The organism is Blastococcus sp. HT6-4, from assembly GCF_039679125.1.
Taxonomy (GTDB): Bacteria; Actinomycetota; Actinomycetes; order Mycobacteriales; family Geodermatophilaceae; genus Blastococcus; species Blastococcus montanus.
Genome location: NZ_CP155551.1, coordinates 2,095,918 through 2,114,623, shown reverse-complemented (window position 1 = coordinate 2,114,623; position 18,706 = coordinate 2,095,918). Strand labels below are relative to the sequence as shown.

At 69.3% G+C, this 18,706-nt stretch carries 20 protein-coding genes; 16 read left to right on the top strand and 4 right to left on the bottom strand.

Annotated elements, in window-relative coordinates:
- The first annotated feature begins 38 nt into the window (after window positions 1–38).
- The 5 genes from ABDB74_RS10260 (at window position 39) to ABDB74_RS10240 (ending at window position 4,623) form a co-directional block, all read left to right on the top strand.
- Complete coding sequence (locus ABDB74_RS10260; RefSeq protein WP_346623765.1) at window positions 39–1,073, top strand: TRAP transporter substrate-binding protein; 1,035 nt, start codon at window positions 39–41, stop codon at window positions 1,071–1,073.
- Window positions 1,074–1,105: 32 nt separating this feature from the next.
- On the top strand, window positions 1,106–1,621 hold the full coding sequence (locus ABDB74_RS10255) for a TRAP transporter small permease (protein ID WP_346623764.1): 516 nt from the start codon (window positions 1,106–1,108) through the stop codon (window positions 1,619–1,621).
- On the top strand, window positions 1,618–2,928 hold the full coding sequence (locus ABDB74_RS10250; protein ID WP_346623763.1) for a TRAP transporter large permease: 1,311 nt from the start codon (window positions 1,618–1,620) through the stop codon (window positions 2,926–2,928). Before ABDB74_RS10255 ends, ABDB74_RS10250 begins: the two co-directional genes overlap by 4 nt.
- Before the next feature lie 40 nt (window positions 2,929–2,968).
- Window positions 2,969–3,805 (top strand): 5-dehydro-4-deoxy-D-glucuronate isomerase, encoded by an 837-nt coding sequence (gene kduI, locus ABDB74_RS10245; protein ID WP_346623761.1) that lies wholly within the window; start codon window positions 2,969–2,971, stop codon window positions 3,803–3,805.
- A gap of 104 nt (window positions 3,806–3,909) precedes the next feature.
- The gene (locus ABDB74_RS10240; RefSeq protein ID WP_346623759.1) at window positions 3,910–4,623 is read left to right on the top strand and encodes an IclR family transcriptional regulator; all 714 of its coding nucleotides are present in this window, start codon (window positions 3,910–3,912) and stop codon (window positions 4,621–4,623) included.
- Between the two features lie 587 nt (window positions 4,624–5,210).
- Here ABDB74_RS10240 and ABDB74_RS10235 read toward each other — a convergent pair.
- Window positions 5,211–6,233 carry an SDR family oxidoreductase gene (locus ABDB74_RS10235; protein WP_346623758.1) on the bottom strand — a complete coding sequence of 341 codons (1,023 nt, stop codon included), beginning with the start codon at window positions 6,231–6,233 and terminating at the stop codon, window positions 5,211–5,213.
- Window positions 6,234–6,466: 233 nt separating this feature from the next.
- Here ABDB74_RS10235 and ABDB74_RS10230 point away from each other — a divergent pair, with 233 nt between their 5' ends.
- Both ABDB74_RS10230 and ABDB74_RS20690 read left to right on the top strand, forming a co-directional pair.
- Window positions 6,467–7,039, top strand: a complete 573-nt coding sequence (locus ABDB74_RS10230) for a DUF559 domain-containing protein (protein ID WP_346623757.1) — start codon at window positions 6,467–6,469, stop codon at window positions 7,037–7,039.
- Window positions 7,040–7,531: 492 nt separating this feature from the next.
- Window positions 7,532–8,008: a hypothetical protein gene (locus ABDB74_RS20690; RefSeq protein ID WP_407062160.1), complete on the top strand. Its 477-nt coding sequence runs from the start codon at window positions 7,532–7,534 to the stop codon at window positions 8,006–8,008.
- A gap of 295 nt (window positions 8,009–8,303) precedes the next feature.
- Here the strand turns inward: ABDB74_RS20690 and ABDB74_RS10220 are convergent, their stop codons facing one another.
- Window positions 8,304–8,870: a hemerythrin domain-containing protein gene (locus ABDB74_RS10220; RefSeq protein ID WP_346623754.1), complete on the bottom strand. Its 567-nt coding sequence runs from the start codon at window positions 8,868–8,870 to the stop codon at window positions 8,304–8,306.
- A gap of 739 nt (window positions 8,871–9,609) precedes the next feature.
- Between ABDB74_RS10220 and ABDB74_RS10215 the strand changes: the two genes are divergently transcribed.
- A complete protein-coding gene (locus ABDB74_RS10215) occupies window positions 9,610–10,077 on the top strand; it encodes a hypothetical protein (protein ID WP_346623752.1) in 468 nt (155 codons plus the stop codon).
- Between the two features lie 199 nt (window positions 10,078–10,276).
- Window positions 10,277–10,495, top strand: a complete 219-nt coding sequence (locus ABDB74_RS10210; RefSeq protein ID WP_346623751.1) for a nuclear transport factor 2 family protein — start codon at window positions 10,277–10,279, stop codon at window positions 10,493–10,495.
- Between the two features lie 759 nt (window positions 10,496–11,254).
- Here ABDB74_RS10210 and ABDB74_RS10205 read toward each other — a convergent pair.
- The gene (locus ABDB74_RS10205) at window positions 11,255–12,694 is read right to left on the bottom strand and encodes a tannase/feruloyl esterase family alpha/beta hydrolase (RefSeq protein ID WP_346623750.1); all 1,440 of its coding nucleotides are present in this window, start codon (window positions 12,692–12,694) and stop codon (window positions 11,255–11,257) included.
- 142 nt (window positions 12,695–12,836) lie between these two features.
- Here ABDB74_RS10205 and ABDB74_RS10200 point away from each other — a divergent pair, with 142 nt between their 5' ends.
- The 7 genes from ABDB74_RS10200 (at window position 12,837) to ABDB74_RS10170 (ending at window position 17,138) form a co-directional block, all read left to right on the top strand.
- Entirely contained in the window at window positions 12,837–13,244 is a 408-nt protein-coding gene (locus ABDB74_RS10200; RefSeq protein ID WP_346623749.1) for a metalloregulator ArsR/SmtB family transcription factor, read from the top strand.
- Window positions 13,207–13,890 (top strand): SRPBCC domain-containing protein, encoded by a 684-nt coding sequence (locus ABDB74_RS10195; RefSeq protein WP_346623747.1) that lies wholly within the window; start codon window positions 13,207–13,209, stop codon window positions 13,888–13,890. Before ABDB74_RS10200 ends, ABDB74_RS10195 begins: the two co-directional genes overlap by 38 nt.
- Before the next feature lie 158 nt (window positions 13,891–14,048).
- The gene (locus ABDB74_RS10190) at window positions 14,049–14,540 is read left to right on the top strand and encodes an SRPBCC family protein (protein ID WP_346623745.1); all 492 of its coding nucleotides are present in this window, start codon (window positions 14,049–14,051) and stop codon (window positions 14,538–14,540) included.
- Window positions 14,541–14,735: 195 nt separating this feature from the next.
- A complete protein-coding gene (locus ABDB74_RS10185; protein ID WP_346623743.1) occupies window positions 14,736–15,302 on the top strand; it encodes a sigma-70 family RNA polymerase sigma factor in 567 nt (188 codons plus the stop codon).
- The gene (locus ABDB74_RS10180) at window positions 15,299–16,015 is read left to right on the top strand and encodes a hypothetical protein (RefSeq protein ID WP_346623742.1); all 717 of its coding nucleotides are present in this window, start codon (window positions 15,299–15,301) and stop codon (window positions 16,013–16,015) included. The genes ABDB74_RS10185 and ABDB74_RS10180 overlap by 4 nt, the downstream gene beginning before the upstream one ends.
- 506 nt (window positions 16,016–16,521) lie before the next feature.
- Entirely contained in the window at window positions 16,522–16,734 is a 213-nt protein-coding gene (locus tag ABDB74_RS10175; protein WP_346623740.1) for a type II toxin-antitoxin system VapB family antitoxin, read from the top strand.
- Window positions 16,731–17,138, top strand: coding sequence for a PIN domain-containing protein (locus ABDB74_RS10170; RefSeq protein ID WP_346623738.1), 408 nt, complete (start codon window positions 16,731–16,733; stop codon window positions 17,136–17,138). Before ABDB74_RS10175 ends, ABDB74_RS10170 begins: the two co-directional genes overlap by 4 nt.
- A gap of 689 nt (window positions 17,139–17,827) precedes the next feature.
- Here the strand turns inward: ABDB74_RS10170 and ABDB74_RS10165 are convergent.
- A complete protein-coding gene (locus ABDB74_RS10165) occupies window positions 17,828–18,628 on the bottom strand; it encodes an acyl-CoA dehydrogenase family protein (protein WP_346623736.1) in 801 nt (266 codons plus the stop codon).
- Window positions 18,629–18,706: the final 78 nt, after the last annotated feature.

Here is an 18,706-nt window from a genome sequence, read left to right as displayed (position 1 = left end):
CGCACGGGTGCCCGGTGTCAACTCGAAGAGGAGTCCACATGCTTCCGCACAAGCGCATCGCGAGCGTCGTCGCGACCGGAGCGGTCATCACCCTCACCCTGGCGGGCTGCGGCTCCGGCTCCGGCTCCGGCTCCGGCTCTGGGGAGGGTGGCGGCGGCGGAGACACTCAGGTGTTCCGCGTCGCGTTCAACCAGAACGAGTCGCACCCCCAGGCCCAGGCGATCCTCGAGCTCTCCGACAAGCTCGAGGAAGAGACCGACGGTCGCTACCGGCTCGAGCTGTTCCCCGACGGCACCCTGGGTGCGCAGGAAGCCACCATCGAGCAGGTCCAGTCGGGCACCATCGACTTCGCCTTCGTCGCCGGCTCGCTGCTCGAGAGCCTCGAGCCCGACTTCTCGGTGGTCAACCTGCCGTACGTCTACGAGTCGCCCGAACACCAGCTCGAGGTGCTCAACGACCAGGAGATCGTCGGCGAGCTGTACGACTCGCTCTCGCAGGACAACATCGAGGTGCTCGCCGCCTACCACGGTGGTGTGCGCAACGTGTACACGGACAAGCCGGTCGAGACGCCCGACGACCTCGCCGGCCTCAAGATCCGGGTGATCGGCTCGGACACGAACGTCCGCATGATGGAGCTCATGGGCGGCGTCGGCACCCCGATGGCCCAGGACGAGGTGTACACCGCGATCCAGTCCGGGGTCATCGACGGCGGCGAGAACAACGAGCTCATCTACTCGTCGCTCTCGCACGACGAGATCGCGCCGTACTACTCCTACACCGAGCACCTGATGATGCCCGACTACCTCATCGCTAGCCCCAGCACGTGGAATTCGCTCGACGACGAGACCAAGGAGATCTTCGAAGAGCTGCTCGCCGAGTCGATCGACACCGAGCTCGCCGCCTTCGGCGACGCTGTCGAGACCGCGAAGGCCGACGCGGAAGAGGCCGGCGCGACGTTCGTCGAAGCGGATGCCGACGCCTTCCGTGAGGCAGTGCTCCCGCTCCACGAGGAGCTGGTGACGACCGAGCGTCAGCAGGAGATCTACGACGCCATCGAAGCCGCTCGCAGCTGATCCCGTCCGTCCCCTCCACCGGTGGGAAGTCCATGACCGTCGTCCGCCTCTGGCTCGATCGCACCCTGCGAGCCGTCTGCGTCGTCCTGTTCGCCGTGCTCGTGCTGCTCGTGGTCTGGCAGGTCTTCACCCGCCTCGTCCTGGGCGCACCGAGTGCGTGGAGCGAGGAAGCCGCGCGCTACACCTTCGTCTGGGTCAGCCTGATCGGCATCTCCATCGCGATCGGCGAGAAGGCGGACGTGGTCATGGACTTCCTCGTCGAGAAGCTGCCGGTCTCCTGGCAGCGGATCGTCGACGTCCTCGCCTATCTCACGGTGCTCGCCTTCGTCGGCTACGTGATGCTCTTCGGCGGCATCGAGCAGTCGAGGGTCGCGTGGGCGCAGACGAACCCGCTGCTGCCCTTCACGCAGGGCCAGCTCTCGCTCGCGCTGCCCATCTCGGGAGCGTTGATCACCTTCTACCTGTTCCTGCACATCGCCCACGCCCTGTCTCGCGACTTCACGGGACGCGAGGGCTTCCGCGAGGACCCGGGGGCAGCGACCGCATGATCGATCCACTCGTCATCGGGCTGATCCTCATCGTCGGCCTCGTCGTCCTCCTCGCCATCGGAGCCCCGGTCTCGGTCGCGATCGGTCTGCCCTCGACCGTCTGCCTCATGCTGGTGGCGGGCTTCGACAACGGCGCCATCACCTCCGCCCAGCAGATGCTGCGCGGCGCGAACTCGTTCGCCCTCCTGGCAATTCCCTTCTTCGTGCTGGCCGGCGTCATCATGAACACCGGTGGGATAGCCGAGAGGCTCGTGAACCTCGCCCGCGTGCTCGTCGGGCGCGCACCGGCTTCCCTCATGCAGAGCAACGTCATCGCCAACACGATCTTCGGCACCGTGTCGGGTTCGGCGGTGGCCACCGCGGCCGCGGTCGGCTCGACCATGACGCCGATGCTCCGGCGCAGCGGATACGACCCCGCGATGTCGGCGGCGACGAACGTCAGCTCCGCACCGGCGGGGATGCTGATCCCGCCCAGCAACACGCTGATCATCTACTCACTGGCCGCCGGTGGCACCTCGGTGGGGGCGCTGTTCCTCGCCGGCTACATCCCCGGTGCCTTGTGGGCCCTGTCGTGCGCGGGCGTCGTCTACTTCTACGCGCGCCGTCACCCGGAGCTGAAGGGCCAGCCGTTCCCCGGCTGGGGCGTCTTCTTCGCCACCGTCCTGCAGGCCCTGCCCTCGCTCGGGCTCATCGTGGTCGTCATCGGCGGTATCGTCGCCGGCTTCTTCACGCCTACCGAGGGCGCGGTGATCGCGGTCGTCTACGCGCTCGTGCTGTCGTTCATCTACCGCACCATCAGGGTGCGCGACCTCGACCGCATCCTGTACGACGCCTGCCGCACGAGCGCGATCGTGATCTTCCTGATCGCGGTGTCGTCGATCATGGGCTACATCCTCACCTACGCGCGGCTGCCGCAGCTGATCGCCGAGTCGCTGTTCGGATGGACCGATTCCAAGGTCGTCGTGCTGTTGATCATGATGCTCGTGCTCCTGGTCATCGGCATCCCGCTCGACCCGACGCCGGCGCTGCTGATCTTCGTGCCGATCTTCCTGCCGATCGCGGTCTCCTACGGCGTCGATCCGGTGCACTTCGGCATCATGATGGTCTTCAACCTGTCGATCGCCGTGATCTCGCCACCCTCGGCGCCGGTGCTGTTCGTCGGTACTCAGGTGGCCAGGACGAGGCTCGAGCCGGTCATCAAGAGAATGATGCCGTTCCTCGTCGTGCTGATCGTCATGCTCTTCCTCGTCGTCTTCGTACCCGACGTGTCGCTGTGGCTGCCGCGCCTGGCCGGCCTCGTCGAGTGACGCATCGTCCGTCCAACCGAAACCACCTCAAGGAGACGCAGTGCCTTCGTCGATGCGCGGCCCAGTCGCCGCGGAGCAGATTCCCGGGTTCTCGCAGCAGGATCTGCGCGACCGGTTCCTGATCGAGGACCTGCTGGTCGCCGGCCGCCAGGTGGCCATCCCCACGCACTACGACCGCGTGGTCGCCGTCGGCGTCGTGCCCACCGACGCCGAGATCGAGCTGACCCCCATCCCCGAGATCCGCTCGGAGTACTTCCTCGAGCACCGCGAGATCGGCATCGTCAACGTAGGTGGGCCCGGCAGCATCCGTGCCGGCGGTGAGACCTACCCGATGGAGCGCGAGGCGGTGCTGTACCTCGGCCGCGGCACGCGCGACGTCGTCCTCGCCTCCGACTCCGCCGACGACCCGGCGAAGTACTACGGCTTCTCGGCGCCGGCGCACACCGAGTACCCGTCCCAGCTGGGTCGCCCCGGCGAGGGCACGGTGCGCGAGCTCGGCGACCAGCTGACCTCCAACCGCCGGTCGCTGCGCCAGGTCATCCACGAGAACGGCATCCGCAGCTGCCAGATCGTCATGGGCGTCACGCGCCTGCACCCGGGCAACATGTGGAACACGATGCCCGCGCACACGCACGAACGCCGTACCGAGTTCTACCTGTACTTCGACGTGCCCGAAGAGGCTCGCGTGCTGCACTTGATGGGCGAGCCGAGCGAATCGCGCCATATGCTCGTTGCCAACGAACAGGCGATCATGTCGCCGAGCTGGTCGATCCACTCGGGCGTCGGCTCGCAGGCATACGCCTTCGTCTGGGCCATGGCCGGCGAGAACCAGTCGTTCGACGACATGGACCACGTGCAGATCACCGAGCTGACCTGACGAGCGAGCGAGTACGAGAGATGAGTGCGAGCGGAGGGGCCAGGATGGAGCTGCTGACCGATCGGCGGGAGTCACCCTCGAACGCCTCGCACAAGCTGCTCCAGGTGCTCGAGGCGGCGCTGGTGCAGGAGCGCTTCACCGACATCGTCGAGCACACGGGCCTTGCCAAGTCGACGGTGCACCGTCTCGTCGCGACCCTCGTGGAGGAGGGGTTCCTCTCCGGGGACGCCGAGCACGGGTACCGGGCGGGCACGCGCTTCATGTCGTTGGCGGGCCGCGTGCTCACCGAGACCGACATCACCCGCGTCGCCCAGCCCGTGGTCGACCGCCTCGTCGCCGAGGTGGACTGCACGGTGCACGTCGGCGTCCGGGCGGGCGACGAGATGGTCTACGTCATCCGCACCGACTCTTCCAAGCCCTACCGCATGCGCTCGCGGATCGGCCTGGCGATCCCCATGCACTCGACCGGCATGGGAAAGGCCGTGATGGCCACCTGGACCGACGACCAGGTGAACGACTATGCCGAGCGCACCGGGCTGCCGGCGCGCACGGAGGCGACGGTCCGGGACGTCGCCTCGCTCCACAGCGTGCTCGAGGTCGTGCGTGAGCGAGGCTTCGCGGTCGACCTGGGCGAGAACGAAGACGGCACCGTGTGCGTGGCGGCGGCGATATACGACAGCACGGGCCGAGCCACGCACGGACTGTCGATCTCGTCGATCGCCCTCGAGCATCCCGGAGAGTCGATCGAAGGATTCGCCCCGCAAGCCAGAGCCGCCGCCGCCGAGATCTCGCGGCTGCTGGGTGCCCGCGGCGTGTGACGTGACAGATGCAGGCTGCCCGGTGCCGTCGGGGGACGAGGCGCTGCGCGCCCGCCTCATCTGCGGCTGGCGCGGCGTCCGGTCAGGAGCCAGAGCGCATGGCCGGCCGCCGCGCGTGAGCTGACAGGTAGACCTGGGTCAGCTCCCGGAGCTCAGCGAGCAGGTGTTCAACAGCTCCGGGTCGGTGGCGCCGTTGCCGGCCGGGCGCGGCACGGTCGTGCTCGCCGGCGGCTGCTGGCGGTCCTCGACCCAGGCGGTGAGGGCATCGAAGGCGGGCGGGGAGTGGTGCCGTCGGACGCCCCCTTGGAATCCGCCTTGCATCGCCGGGCGCGGCTACGACGTCGACAACTCGGTGAGCTCTCGGTAGCACGATCTGCAGTGGGCCGGGACCCATGTCCGTTGTGCGGCCGACGTCGAGCAGTCCGGCGACCGGGAGCTCGTGGACCTTCTCCTTGAGAAGCAAGCCGACCAAGCAGCGAGCTGAGCGACAGGATCCTGCGGCCCTGGGGGACTCGGCCGGGCCTGATCGCGGGGCCTGCAGACTGCCGGAAACTCACGGCCAGTGAGTGCGGGCTCCACGGCGTCCGTCAGCTCGACGAGACGTCGCCGGGGCCCGTAGCCTCGCCGGGAGCGGACCGCGCGGACCGGACCGCGGCCGGGGAAGCGACGGGGCCCGGCCGCTGCCTCAAGCGCTCCGCGGCCCGGCGGGTCGTAGCGATGAGCCGGTGGAACAGCGGGGAACCGATCGCGGTTGCGGCGGCCTCCCCGCGGACCGCGTGCTGGTCGGCGGCGTCCGCACGGGGCAGCAGGCGGTTCACCAGGCCCAGGGTGCGGACCGTGGTGGCAGGCATGAGCCCGTGGACCCGCACCGCCAGCTTGGCCGGAGCGGTCAGGAGGACCTCGGTGCGGCCGCGTTGCATGGCGGTGACGATCCGTCGCGCGGCGCGTTCGGCATCCATGGACAGCCCGGGGACGCTGTCGGCGACGGTGAACCAGGAGAACTCGCGCGCCTCCTGCCCCTTGAAGAACGCGTTGAGCGGCGAGCCGGTGCGCATCAGGCCGGGGACGACGGTGGTCACGCGGACACCTTCCCGGGCCAGCTCGGCGGCGAGCCCCTCCGAGAAGCCCACGGCGGCGAACTTCGCTGCGTCGTAGGGCAGCAGATGGGGTGCTGCGACTTTCCCGCCGATTGAGGTGATCGTGACGATCCGGCCCCGGGTTTCGCGCAGGTGCGGCAGCGCGGCCAGGGTGGGCAGAACCACGCCCCAGAACATGACCCCCATGGCGTCCTCGAAGTCCTCTACCCGCATCGTCGGAAGCGGGCCCACCTGGATGACCCCAGCGTTCGTGATGAGGACGTCCAGCGAACCGAACTGGTCCACGGTCCGGGCGACCAGTTCCTCCACCTGATCACGATTGGAGACGTCGCACGGAACGGCCAGCACGTCCGCGCCGTCCCGCGCCAACTCCACTCGGGCCCGTTCCAGTTCCTCCGGGTCCCGGGCGCAGACCGCCACCCTGCAGCCACGTCGGAGGAGCTCCCGGGCCAGCGCGAGCCCCAGCCCGCGCGATGCCCCGGTGACGAGGGCGACCTGCCCGGTCAGCTCCATGGAGGACCTCCGTCCGCGTGGCATCTGTCGCCTTTCGGTGCCCACCCGCGCCGTGGCTCACACCGCTGTGCCCCTCTTGGTCCTGTCCCTCGCCGCCGAGGCACCGAGCCGGGAGTCGAGCGCCGAGGTCGTGTTCGACCGGCGAACCTGGCGGGAGGAACCGGCGGAGCACTCGCGGTGCTGCTTCAGCTCAGCCAGTCGAGCAAAGCGTCATCGGTCGTGGTTCCGGGGCGGTGGCCCTCGTCGATCGCGTGCTGTTCAGCCCAGTGCTTGCCCTCCGATGCACGACACGGAATTGCGCGCTGGGCGGAAGAGCAACGCATCTGGTCAACGTCGCGGTCAGCCGGGCCCGCCGTGCCTTGGTCGTCGCAGGTGACGCCCTGGCATTGGCGCAGCTGCCGACGCCGACCCTGGCGGCGTTGGCTGACGTCGCCCGCCGCGAACACCCGACGCCGTCACCGACCGACAGGGAAGACCGACGTCTGCACTCGGAGGCTGAAGGGCGGCTGTACGCGGCGCTGACCGAAGCCGGCCTGGAGGTACAGCTAAAATCGCTCGTAGACGGCTACGAACTCGACTTTGCTGTGACCGCCGCTGATGGCCGCCAGATCGATGTTGAATGCGACGGCACACAGCACACTGACGCCCGCGGCCGGCAGCGTCGCCAGCATCTCGTGCGGGATCTGGTGTTACAGCGACTCGGCTGGCAAGTGCTGCGAATCCCAGCTTGGCGGTGCCTGACCGAGCCGCGAGCCGCCGCCCATGACGTTGCTATCGCTTCAGGGCGGGCATCCGGTTCGGGGTGACTGCGCCGCGCCCGACTGGCCTGCCCATGAGGAGACGGCCGTTAGGGCCCGAGAGCTAAGGCCAACCGGCCGGCCGATCCAGTTCTTCAGGCAGTCGGCGGGTATGCCGATACCAGAGGCAGGAGAACCCCCACCGGCCGGAGGGCCGTGGGGGTTCAACTCGGTGTCCGAGGGGCGACACGAGTGGCGTCCACCTTGGTGGACGCCACTGGAAGCACGGTCTTTGGCAGCCGGTTCTCCCTGTTCGCGGGTGGGCGCGGTGGGCGCCGTGGGCATGGAGCCGACGTCCCTGTCGGTCCGACCGTACGGGCGGCGGCGGGTCGCCGCCTCCCAACCAAGGAGGAGCATGTCAGGACGGCCCACCCCGCCTACCGAGCCGTCTTCCGCCGGCTCCCGGACCGGCCGAAGCGCGCCCTGCTCTGCCGCGAGGCGCACGGGCTCTGGCCGCGGGACCGCCGTCCACGGACCTTCACGGAGAAGATCAACTGGCGGGTGGTCAACGACCGGCGGACGCTGATCGGGCAGCTGGGCGACAAGCTGCGGATAAGGGAGTACGCCACTCGGGTGTGCCCCGACCTGCGGGTGCCGCGGGTCCTGTGGTCCGGGACGGACGTGCGGGAGCTGGCGGGTATGGACGTGCCGGAGAGGTGGGTTCTCAAGCCCAACCACGGAACCATGCGGGTGCAGCTCGGGTCGGGCGAACCGGAGGTCGAGCAGCTGTTCCGGATCACCGACGGCTGGCTCGACGAGCCGCTGTACCGCGCCCGGGGTGAGCGGGTCTACAGCCAGGCGCGCCGGCTTCTGCTGGTCGAGGAGTTCCTCGGGGAGCCGCTCGCCGACTACAAGCTCCTCGTGTTCGGCGGCCGGATGCGGCTCGTACAGGTCGACACCGACCGGTTCGGGGGCCCACCACCTCCGACGGGTGTACACGCCGGACTGGTCACCGCTGCGGGTCGTGTCGTTCCGTGAGCTCACGCCCTATCCCGGTGGTGGCCTCGACGTGCTCGACCGGACCCTGGATCGCGCGTTGGGTGCGTGCTGGACCCTGCCGCCCATGGCCTCGGTCCGCCCTCCGGTGCGGTGATCCTGCAGCGGCCCAGACCCGCTCGGGCCGCCGCGTACGCGCGCGCCGGCCCGGCCCAGCTCGGCAGGGACCGCCGACCACGTCCTCGTGGTCCGGCCGCCCCCATGTCGATGTGTCCGAGGGCAGGCGGCCGAGCTAACCCGCTGCCACTCTCGGCCGCCGATCGACGTCGCCGGGCGGTCAGGCGCTGTTCTGCCGACCGGTGAGCCTGTCCCTGAGCCGGTCGACCATACCGACACCCGGCCCCACGAGCTTGTGGAACAGCTCGCTGTGCGGGGCCGCAGGGTGCGGCCGGGTCGGGGCTGCCTTCTTCGCCGTCTCGACCTTCTCGCCGATCTCGACCAGCTGTTCACGGGAGAGCTGTGCACGCAGCATGGGGAACTGCTCACTCTCCTCATCCGAGACGTGGTCGCGCAGGATCGCATCGAGACGTGCGAGTGTCTCCAGGAACTGCGGGTCCGCGGCGTCGAGACCCTCGAGCTCCTTCATGACTTCCTCGAGCTCCTGGTGTTCCTGGATGTCGTGCTGAACCTTCCCGTCCCCGTCGGGAAGATGCTCACGCATTGCCGGGTAGACGTACATCTCCTCGGCGACCGAGTGGCGCATCAGCTCGGCGATGACCGTGTCGGTCATGTCCCGCCGTTGGTCAGGATCAGCCGTCGGGATCTGGCTGACGAGTGCGAGTACCTCGTGGTGATCGGTGGTCAGGATGTCGACGACGTCCTGCTCTCCCGTGCTGGCGGTCATCCTCATCTCCCAGCGCATCGGCCTAGGGGTTGGTGCTCTGCCTCCGCTCCGCTACCCGCAGGACGCTGCCCCATTCACCGTGGGCAGCAGGGACCGTGCTTCCGGCGCACCGGCACGGGTCTCGGCGGTGGCGCCGCTGCCGCGCTGTGTGCCTCCTCCGATGCATCGGGCCAGGACGCACCACGTCGGTGAGGGGGAACGACAGTTCCAGCACGGGACCAGCAGCTGCGCGTGCTCGTCGAGAGTGGCGCCGCCCGGAATCAGTCAGGTCCGTGGTCGTCGGCGCCTGACCGTGACGCTCACCGGCCTAGTGATCAGCACGGCGCACGTGTCGGCTCCAGGGACAGGGGACGCCCACCGGTCGCGGTGCCGTGAGCGTCGGACTTGGTGTCCGAGGCAGGTGGCTGATGCCCGGCTGTGAGCGGCCCGCGTGGGGACGTAGGGGCCCTACCCGGCCGCCACGCGGGGAGCACCGTCCAGAACGGCCGCGACCTCGACCGGCCGCTCGACCATGGAGACATGGCCCGCCCCTCGAGCAGCACCAGCTCGGCGCAGGGGAGCCGGTCGTGCATCAACCGACTCCGCTGGGCGGGGGACACGCGATCGCGGGTGCCGCGCACGATGGTGACCGGAACGGCAACCCGACCCAGCTCCCCGGCCATGCTCGGGCCGGCCAGCCCGGCGGCGAACGCCGCGCGGGTCCGCCGGCTTCATCAACCCGCCCGGGGCGGCACCGGCATTGCGCACCTACCGCGCACAGTTCCAGCGGCAGGGCTTCGGTCTGGAAACTCCGCGGGCGATCCTCGCCGTGAACGTCACCGTCGGCGACACGTCTACAGACGCGCAGCGCCTGGTCGGCTCGGCCAAGGGCTACTACGCCCGGTTGCGGCCGACCGGAGGGGATGCGCAACTGCCGTCGGCCGATGAGGCGGCCCGGGAACTGACGACCACCGAGCGGGAGCAGCCAACCTCCATCGTCGACGATCAGTGGCCGCAGTTCGTCGCCGGGAACCCGGACGAGGTCCGGGCCACGCTGGAGCGGATGGTCGACGAGAGCCCAGCGGACGAGATCATGATCCAAAACCGGATCGCCGACCCGGACGGCCGCCGCCACTCCCACACGCTGCTCGCCCAATCCTTCGGCCTCACCCCACGACGGACCTCCGCCGGAGGCGCAGCCGAGACCTACGCAGAGGCGCAGGCATGAGGTTCGAGGACTACTTCGGCATCATGCAGACCATCGCCCGCTACGGGCACGCGCTCGATTCGGCGGCCGTGCCGTTCGACACGGTCATGACCGCGGACGTGGTCTTCGACATGACCGCCGGCGGAGGTCCTGTCGTTCTTGGCCTCGAGGCCGTCCTCGAGGCCATGACCGGTACGTCGGTGGATCCCTACTCACGCGTATGGCGGGGGTGCGCCACGGCTTGTCACACCACACCACGAACAGTGAGGTGGTCGAGGACCGTGGCGACGAGGTCGACGTGCGCAGCAAGTACCTGCGCCTCGGTCAGAGTCGGCCCGGCCCCATGCCCTTCCTCATCGGCCAGTACGTCGACACCTTGACCCGTACCCCCGCAGGCTGGCGTATCAGCAAGCGCGCGATCATCGCCCACGGCCAGTAGAGACGTTGGGCCCGCTTCCTGCCGGATGGCAGGGCGGCCGGACCGCCGACACCACGTCTTGACCGTCTTGGCGACCAGACCGTCTTCCGTCAGCCGGCCGGTCGGTGCGCCACGCCTCGCGAGGAGGGCGGGGACCTCGCCGTGCCTCGACTCCAGCCCGTCCCGTGTCGCGGAAGGCTGCCTGGTACCGGCCCATTCGACAGCACCGGCGCCAGCGGGGACGCTGACAGCCATGCCGAGACGCCCACCATAGTTCCCGGCGGCCCACCAGGTCACCACGGCTCGGTCGACCGCCTCCAGCTGGCACGTTCCCGAGACCGGACGACGAATTCGCCCCACAGGACGCGCTAGACGGCTCGCCGCTGGTGCCCTTCAGCGGACCAACAGACGTGCCGACACCGGTAACGAGAGAACCCCACCGCCATGAGGACCGTGGGGGTTCAACTCGGTGTCCGAGGGGTGACACGCCACATACGCACACGCATCCGAGTGACCCGGATCGCGGCCTCGCGGCGGCACAGCGGGGCGCCGGGGGAGGAGAACACCCGGAGGCCGCTCGCCTCGGCCGACTCCTGAGCCGATCTTCTGGCTTGCCCTCGGGGCGTGCCGATGAGGTGAGGTGCGGTCACGTGGCGGAAGCCGGGGAGCGCCATCGGGTGACGGTGTCGCACCCGGGTTCGTGCGCCACTGGCGCGGCGTCCGATCAGGAGCCAGGGCGCATGGCCGGCCGCCGCGCGTGACCTGACAGGTAGACCTGGGTCAGTTCCAGGCACTCAGCGAGCAGGTGTTCAACAGCTCCGGGTCGGTGGCGCCGTTGCCGGCCGGGCGCGGCACGGTCGTGCTCGCCGGCGGCTGCTGGCGGTCCTCGACCCAGGCGGTGAGGGCGTCGAAGGCGGTCCGGAAGCAGGGCAGCATCGGGCGCAGGGTGTCCGGGTCCAGCCCTACCAGGCTGTCGACGTGGTTGCCGCCCTCGATGCGGTAGTAGCGGTGCAACCGGCTCCGGTGCTCGTCGGCGACCATCTGGGCGTAGACGTCGCTGTCGGTGCCGATCGGCAGCAGGGTGTCCAGCGTCCCGTGCAGGGTCAGCAGCGGCTTCTTGATCTTGCCGGTCAGGCTGATCCGAGCCAGTGCGTCGTGCACCGCCTCCGACTCGGGGTCGGCGAACCACGCGTCGTAGGCCGCGTCATGCGCGCACGGCGCCAGGATCTCGGGCAGCGTCGTGCCCGCCGTCGCCCCCGGGCAGTCCGGGTCGTACGCCGGGTCGAACTCGGCCCGGTAGATCTTCTGCGTCAGACCCCAGTAGACCTGCTGGTGGTACGGCCACAGCGCCTCGGACCCGCGGGCGAAGCCGGCGGCGTACATGTCCTCTGCGTCGGCTTGGCCCAGGATGAAGCGCACGGCCGTGGGCAGGTAGGTGAACAGGTTGGGCCCGTCCGGCGTGAACAGGGTCCCCTCCCAGTCGACACCGCCGTCGTACAGCATCGGGCGGTTCTCCAGCTGCCAGCGCACCAGGTAACCGCCGTTGCTGATGCCGGCCATGTAGGTCCGCTCGGGCGCGTGGCCGAAGCGCTCGCGCAGCGCGCCCTGCGCAGCGATCGCGAGCTGGGTCACGCGCTCGTGCCACTCGGCCACGGCGTCGCCAGGCTGGTCGCCGTCGCGGTAGAAGTTGACACCGTTGTTGCCCTTGTCCGTGGAGGCGAAGGCGAATCCCTGGGCGAGGACGAAGTCGGAGATCAGGAAGTCGTTGGCGTACTGCTTGCGGTTGCCCGGCGCGCCGGTCACCACCAGGCCGCCGTTCCAGTTGTCCGGGATGCGCAGCACGAACTGGCTGTCGTGGTTCCAGCCGTGGGTGGTGTTGAAGCTCGAGGTGTCCGGGAAGTAGCCGTCGACCTGCACCCCCGGCACACCGCTGGGGTTGGCCGTGCCGGGCGCATGAAGAGAGAGCCAGTCCGCCTGGTCGGTGTACTGGCCCGCGGGTGCCTGGAGCAGCCCGGCGGTGGTGACGTCCGGCAAGCAGGCGGTGACGGCCAGCTCAGCGCCCGGTACGTGCACCGTGTCGTCGGCGGTGCACTGCACCCTCACCGGGCCGTCGCCGGGCCCGTGGCCGCCTGGATGCGCGGCCGCCGGTCCAGCCGGCAGTGCGAGTGCCACCGCGGTGCCGAAGGTGACGAACAGGGCGGTACGTCGTCGCAGGCGCATCAGGACTCCCTTGGCGGACGGGGCCCCGAGATCGTGACGCAGGTCACTGCCGGGGGCAAGTGTCCGGCCCTGGATCTTCCTGGCCGCCCGTCCAGAAGTCCGTATCGACTTATATAAGCCAAGACCGGTACGGTCCCTGTTCGTGTACGCGTTCGACGTCCTCGGCGACCCGGTGCGCCGACGAATACTGGAGCTGCTCGCCGACGGCGAGCAGACCTCTGGCCAAGTCACGGACGTGATCCGGGCCGAGTTCGGACTCTCCCAGCCGGGTGTCTCACAGCATCTGCGCGTGCTGCGTGACAGCGGGTTCACGTCGGTGCGGCGTGAGGGCGCTCGCCGGTTCTATGCCGTCGAGCCCGGGCCGCTGAGCGAGGTCGACGCATGGTTGGACCGGTTTCGCCGGTTGTGGCAACAACGCCTCGACGCTCTGGAGACCGAACTGGCCCGGGGCAGGCGTGCAGCTCGGACTCCGGCTGGTGGGGAGCCCACCCGACCGGCCGAGCCCGGCATCGATGCGGACGAGACCGATCCAGCAGCGAAGGGAAGCTGACGTGAAAGACGTACTGGACGAACTGGCCGCCACGCACCGGGCGATGGGTAAGGGCAGCGTGCCCGCCGGCGAGGCGTACACCATCGAGTTGCGGCGGCGATACGAAGCGCAGATCGACGACGTCTGGGACGCCGTCACCAGCCCCGAGCGGCTGCACCGCTGGTTGAGCCTGGTCACCGGGGACCTGCGGCTCGGCGGCACGTTCGAGTTGGGCAGTGGCGAGCACGGCGAGATCCTCCGGTGCGAGCCGCCGCGTCTGCTGAAGGTGTCCTGGCTCTACGGGCCGGACGCCGACGCTTGGCCCGGCACGAGCGAGGTGGAAGTGCGCCTGGTCCCCGGCCCGACCGGCGACACCGAGTTCACGCTGATCCACGCAGCGGTCGTCGAGGAGCCCCTCTTCCCGACCTACGGCCCCGGTGCCGGCGGCGTTGGCTGGGACCTGCATCTCCTCGCCCTGACCCGGTTGTTGGCCGGTGACGGGACCGCCGACCACGAGGTGGTCCAGCAATCGCCCGAAGGGCGCGAGTTCATCCGCCGAAGCGCCGCGGCCTGGGGCGATGCTCACCTGGCCGCCGGTGGCGAACCGGAGCACGTCGCGGCCGCAGTCGAGGCCACCACCACGTTCTACGCGCCCGACCCGACCTGACCTGACATCCCCGCTGCGGTGAGCTGCTCGGCATTCCCGGCGCTCGCACCGCCGATGCGAGGTGTCGATGCGCGAGACGGATGCCAGGCCTTTCCGTCGAGGAGCACGACGAGCAGCACAACAGGCAGGTTGTCCCACGCCCAGGAGGAATGCGCGTCATGAAGTACACCAACTCGATCGAGATCGCCCTGCCGCGAGAGAAGGTGGCCCAGCTGCTCGCCGACCCGGCACACCTACCGAAGTGGCTGCGAGGCATGGTGCTGCACGAGCCCGTGGATGGGATACACGGACAGCTCGGCACCAGGTCCCGGGTCGTGATGCAGTCGGGGAAGCGGAAGTTCGAGTGCACCGAGACGATCACACGCCGGGATCCGGCAGACCTGGAGGGGATCGCCGAAGAGACCGTCGTTCACTTCGACCGAGAGCTCGTCGGTGCGGGCATGTGGAGCGTCGTGCGCGATCGGCTGACCGAAGCCAGTCCGGAGTCGACGCTCTGGGAGAGCGAGAGCGAATACCGGTTCGCCGGTCCGCTGATGCGGCTGGTGGGGTTTCTCATGCCCAGCGTCTTCCGCAAGCAGTCGCAACAGCACATGGAGGATTTCAAAGCGTTCGCCGAACAGGGCAAGGACATTCGCGAATTGAAGGACTGATCTGCCGCAATCAGTGACGGGAAACTCCGGCGGCGATCGGCCGTCGCTCGGCGCGATCGCGAGCGGGCACAGCCGTCGAGGAGTCACGAAGCCGCCAGCCGTAGCGCTGGAGCGACCAGCGGATGGGCGGAGGTATGGCAGGACGACACGGGGCTGCGGACGTAAGAAACGGCCAGGTGCCGGACATTGCAAGGTGTGAGAGTGACGGGAAGTGTTCCGGCGGCGGAACCCGAGACCAGCCGGTTCACCGCGCTCTGGAAGGAGCACGCCCCGCGGGTGCTTGCCTACGCGGTGCGGCACGCCGACCCGGAGACCGCGCACGAGGTCGTGTCGGAGACATTCCTCGTGGCCTGGCGGCGACTGGCCGATGTCCCGGGGGAGCCGTTGCCCTGGCTGCTCGTCGTCGCCCGCAACACGCTCACCAACCACCGTCGCTCGGGCTACCGACAAGCCCTGCTACAGGGAGAGTTGCAGCGGCTGGCCGAACTGACCGAGCACGGCCCGGCGGCCGAGATCTCCGCTGTCGAACGCCAAGCGATGCTGGCGGCACTGGCCACGCTCACCTCGACCGAGCGGGAGGCGCTGCTGCTCGTCGCCTGGGACGGGTTGAGCACCACCCAGGCCGCGCAGGTGGCTGGCTGCTCGGCTTCCACCTTCGCCGTTCGGTTGCACCGCGCGCGCCGTCGATTGCGGGAGGCGACCGCGGACCCAGAGCCAGCCTCCCTCCGCATCCGAGCGACACATCCAAGGAGTGTCTCGTGACCGAGAGGACCGATCCGCTCACCCGCCTCAAGGCGCTTCGCCCGACTCCCGCGCTGGACGAGGACTGGTCGGCTGCTGAACTCGCCCGCATCACCGCCTTCACCACAGCCGCTCCGGAGCAACGGTTCCCCAGGCGCCACCGCCGGAAGATCGTGTCGGGCGTCTTGTCCGGGGCGTTGCTCGCCGGTGGCATCGGGACCGCAGCCGCCACTGGCCTCCTGCCAGACCGGCTCGCCGACCTGCTCGGCGCGAGGTCCCAGCCGGACCTTGCTGCTGCGACGGTTCAGCGGGCCGGGACCGCCCCTGGGCCCGACGGACGGGTCTTCACGGTGGTGACCTGGGAGGAAGACCCCGCAACCGGCTACACCTGGTGCACCGCACAGCTGTTCGAAACGACGGAAAGCGCTGCCGGACCAGCACCCGCCGACTTCGACGAGAACGGCGGGGCGTGCGGTCCATCAGAGTTCCCGAACGACTTCGGGACGGAGCTGGGCATCGGCCCGACCGCCCCCTACGTCGGGTACGTGACGACGGCCGGAAACGCCGTGCGCGGCGAACTGCGCTTGCCCGACGGCTCGACCTACCCGACCGTGCTCGCGCGCGGGTTCTTGCACGGGTGGTTCCCGCCTGGGTCCGACGGCGTACTGACCGGATACGCGGCCGACGGCTCCGTCGTGGGCACTCTGGACTTCTCCGAACGAGTACCACGCTGAGCGACGCGTGGCGCAAAGCGCTTCTTGCGGTCCGCACACGTCCGGCCGATCCGCGCCTCGCCTGCCAGGCCGCCACGATCAGCGAGCCTCGAGAACGCCGGCCATCAGGTGTGGAGACGGTTCCACCGGGTCGACCGGCTGGACTCAGGCCGGGCGTCCGGTTCGAGGGGAATGCCCCGCGCCCGGCCGACTTGCCGATGAGGGGCGGCCGTTGACGCCCGAGGGCTCAGGCCAGCGGCCGGCCGATGCAGTCCTTCAGTCAGTCGGCGGGTAAGCCGATACCAGAGACAAGAGAACCCCCTCCGGCCCGAGAGCCGTGGGGGTTCAACTCGGTGTCCGAGGGGCGACACGCTACATACGCACACGGCTGTTCGTCGACGATCGAGTGACCGGCCGCGGGGCCCGCCGGGATTCTGTCCTCGATACGGGGGGCTCGGGCAGGGGCGACCCGTAGGTCGGTCGGCAAGCGGTACACCTATCGTACACACCACGTGTATGATAGGTGTATGACGCGACTGCGGACGAATATCGAGATCGAAGACGAACTGGTTCAGGTCGTGATGACCCGCTACGCAGTGAGGACCAAGACGGAGGCGGTCGACCTCGCGCTGCGCCACCTGGCCGGTCAGCCGATGAGTCGCGATGAGGCGTTGTCCATGCGCGGCGCCCGAGCCATGGAGGACGTTCCGGAGGACCGCGCGCCGCGCGGCGCGGCGTGATCCTCGCCGATACTTCTGCCTGGGTGGAGTTCGACCGGGCGACGGGCAGCGCCGTGGACCGGCGGATGACTGAGTTGATCGTCTCCGACGGGCCTCTTGCCGTTACAGAGCCCGTGCTGATGGAGGTACTTGCCGGCGCACGCGATGATCGGCGGGCGGATGATCTCCGTCGGTTGTTGTTGCGATGTCACCTACTGGCGATCGACCCTGCCGCCGACTTCGATGCGGCCGCCCGCGTCTATCGGCGATGTCGTCGCGTCGGGGTGACCCCTCGCGGCCTCGTGGACTGCCTGGTTGTCGCGGTCGCTTGGCGCAGTGGAGCCACCGTGATCGCACAGGACGCGGACGTCGATCGCATCTGCGACGTCTTGGGTGTGTCCGTGGAACCGCGGGCCACGGACTGACCACGCAGGGGTCGCGATTCAGCCCGCCCTGACCCATGCGGGTCGACCTACGGGCGTCTGAAGCCGTGGGATCCGGCCGGTGGACTCCTTCAGGCATCGACGGTGCCGACATCAAGAGCAGGAGAACCCCCATCGGTCTGAGGACCGTGGGGGTTCAACTCGGTGTCTGAGGGGGGACTTGAACATGCGCACACGCCAGGCCGTTGTGTATTTCTACTGCCGCGCCAGCCACTGGTTGTGTGCGGACCGGCCCGCGGTGACAGCTCGCGGGCGCCTGGCGGGGAGGAGCGGGCGCAAGTCTCCGGACGCTGGTGACGCCATGGCCTCACGCTTCCAGACGATCGTGTTGCCAGACCTGAAACGGAGAGTGGCCGAGTGGAACCGGCAACTGGCCCCGCCGGTCCGGTGCTGCGTGTGGGGATCCGAGGCGGTATCCGGCTGCTGTCGGTGCTGGAGAACCATGCCGAAGACGAGACCGTGGGGACGACTCCGGTCCATTCACGCGCTCCCCACGCATCTCGGCATCCCGATAGCCGGGCTCACGCTGACCGGTTGCGACAGTTCTGCGTCGGCCGCCCACTCCGAGCGGGCGTACTCACGTGCTTGCACGCTGAGCCCGCTCACGAACCCGCCATGCTGATTCGCCGGACCGGCGCGCTCGGGTGGCCGTGAACGACGGCGCCACCGAATCACCGCGCCCGCAGCTCCCGGCGGGCGATGACCATCTCGTGCACCTCGTCCGGGCCGTCGGCGATCTGCAGCAGGCGCGCCTGGGCGTAGAGCGCGGCCAGGGGGGTATCCTGGCTGACCCCCATCCCGCCGTGCGCCTGGATCGCTCGGTCGACGACGTACCTGGTGACCTCCGGGACGGCCACCTTGATGGCGGCGATCTCCGTCCGGGCGCCCCGGTTGCCCACGGTGTCGACCAGCCAGGCGGTCTTGAGCACCAGCAGGCGGGCCTGCTCGATCCGAATGCGGGACTGGGCGATCCAGTGCTGGACGATCCCCTGCTCGGCCACCGGCTTGCCGAACGCGACCCGGCCCTCGACCCGCTTGACCATGAGGTCGAGGGCTCTCTCCGCCATGCCGAGCAGTCGCATGCAGTGGTGGATGCGTCCTGGACCGAGGCGCGCCTGACTCAACGCGAAGCCCGCCCCGGGTTCGCCGAGCAGATTCTCCACCCGCACCCGGACGTCGTCGTAGTGGATGACCGCGTGGCCGCCGTGGCTGCCGTCGGTGTACCCGAACACGCTGGTCGAACGTTCAGTGCGAACACCGGGTGTATCGAGCGGGACCAGGAGCATCGACTGGCGACGGTGCGGGTGTTCCTCGGGGTCGGTGACGCCCATGACGATCGCGAACTTGCACCGCGGGCTCATGGCGCCCGACGACCACCACTTGCGGCCCTGGACGACGTACCGGTCGCCGTCCCGGCGGATGGACGTGGCGATCTTCGTGGCGTCCGACGAGGCGACCGCGGGTTCGGTCATCGAGAACACCGACCGGATCGCCCCGCCAACAGTGGATCGAGCCACTGCATTCGTGGTGCTCCCGGGGAAGGAACAAAT

Excerpts from the sequence above, each read along its gene's own strand:
- ABDB74_RS10190 (WP_346623745.1), top strand. The coding sequence starts at position 14,049 with ATGAAGTACACCAACTCGATCGAGATCGCCCTGCCGCGAGAGAAGGTG.
- ABDB74_RS10220 (WP_346623754.1), bottom strand. The coding sequence starts at position 8,870 with ATGACCGCCAGCACGGGAGAGCAGGACGTCGTCGACATCCTGACCACC.
- ABDB74_RS10235 (WP_346623758.1), bottom strand. The coding sequence starts at position 6,233 with ATGGAGCTGACCGGGCAGGTCGCCCTCGTCACCGGGGCATCGCGCGGG.
- ABDB74_RS10165 (WP_346623736.1), bottom strand. The coding sequence starts at position 18,628 with ATGACCGAACCCGCGGTCGCCTCGTCGGACGCCACGAAGATCGCCACG.
- ABDB74_RS10250 (WP_346623763.1), top strand. The coding sequence starts at position 1,618 with ATGATCGATCCACTCGTCATCGGGCTGATCCTCATCGTCGGCCTCGTC.
- ABDB74_RS10210 (WP_346623751.1), top strand. The coding sequence starts at position 10,277 with ATGGCGGGGGTGCGCCACGGCTTGTCACACCACACCACGAACAGTGAG.
- ABDB74_RS10205 (WP_346623750.1), bottom strand. The coding sequence starts at position 12,694 with ATGCGCCTGCGACGACGTACCGCCCTGTTCGTCACCTTCGGCACCGCG.
- ABDB74_RS10255 (WP_346623764.1), top strand. The coding sequence starts at position 1,106 with ATGACCGTCGTCCGCCTCTGGCTCGATCGCACCCTGCGAGCCGTCTGC.
- ABDB74_RS10195 (WP_346623747.1), top strand. The coding sequence starts at position 13,207 with ATGCGGACGAGACCGATCCAGCAGCGAAGGGAAGCTGACGTGAAAGAC.
- ABDB74_RS10260 (WP_346623765.1), top strand. The coding sequence starts at position 39 with ATGCTTCCGCACAAGCGCATCGCGAGCGTCGTCGCGACCGGAGCGGTC.
- ABDB74_RS10175 (WP_346623740.1), top strand. The coding sequence starts at position 16,522 with ATGACGCGACTGCGGACGAATATCGAGATCGAAGACGAACTGGTTCAG.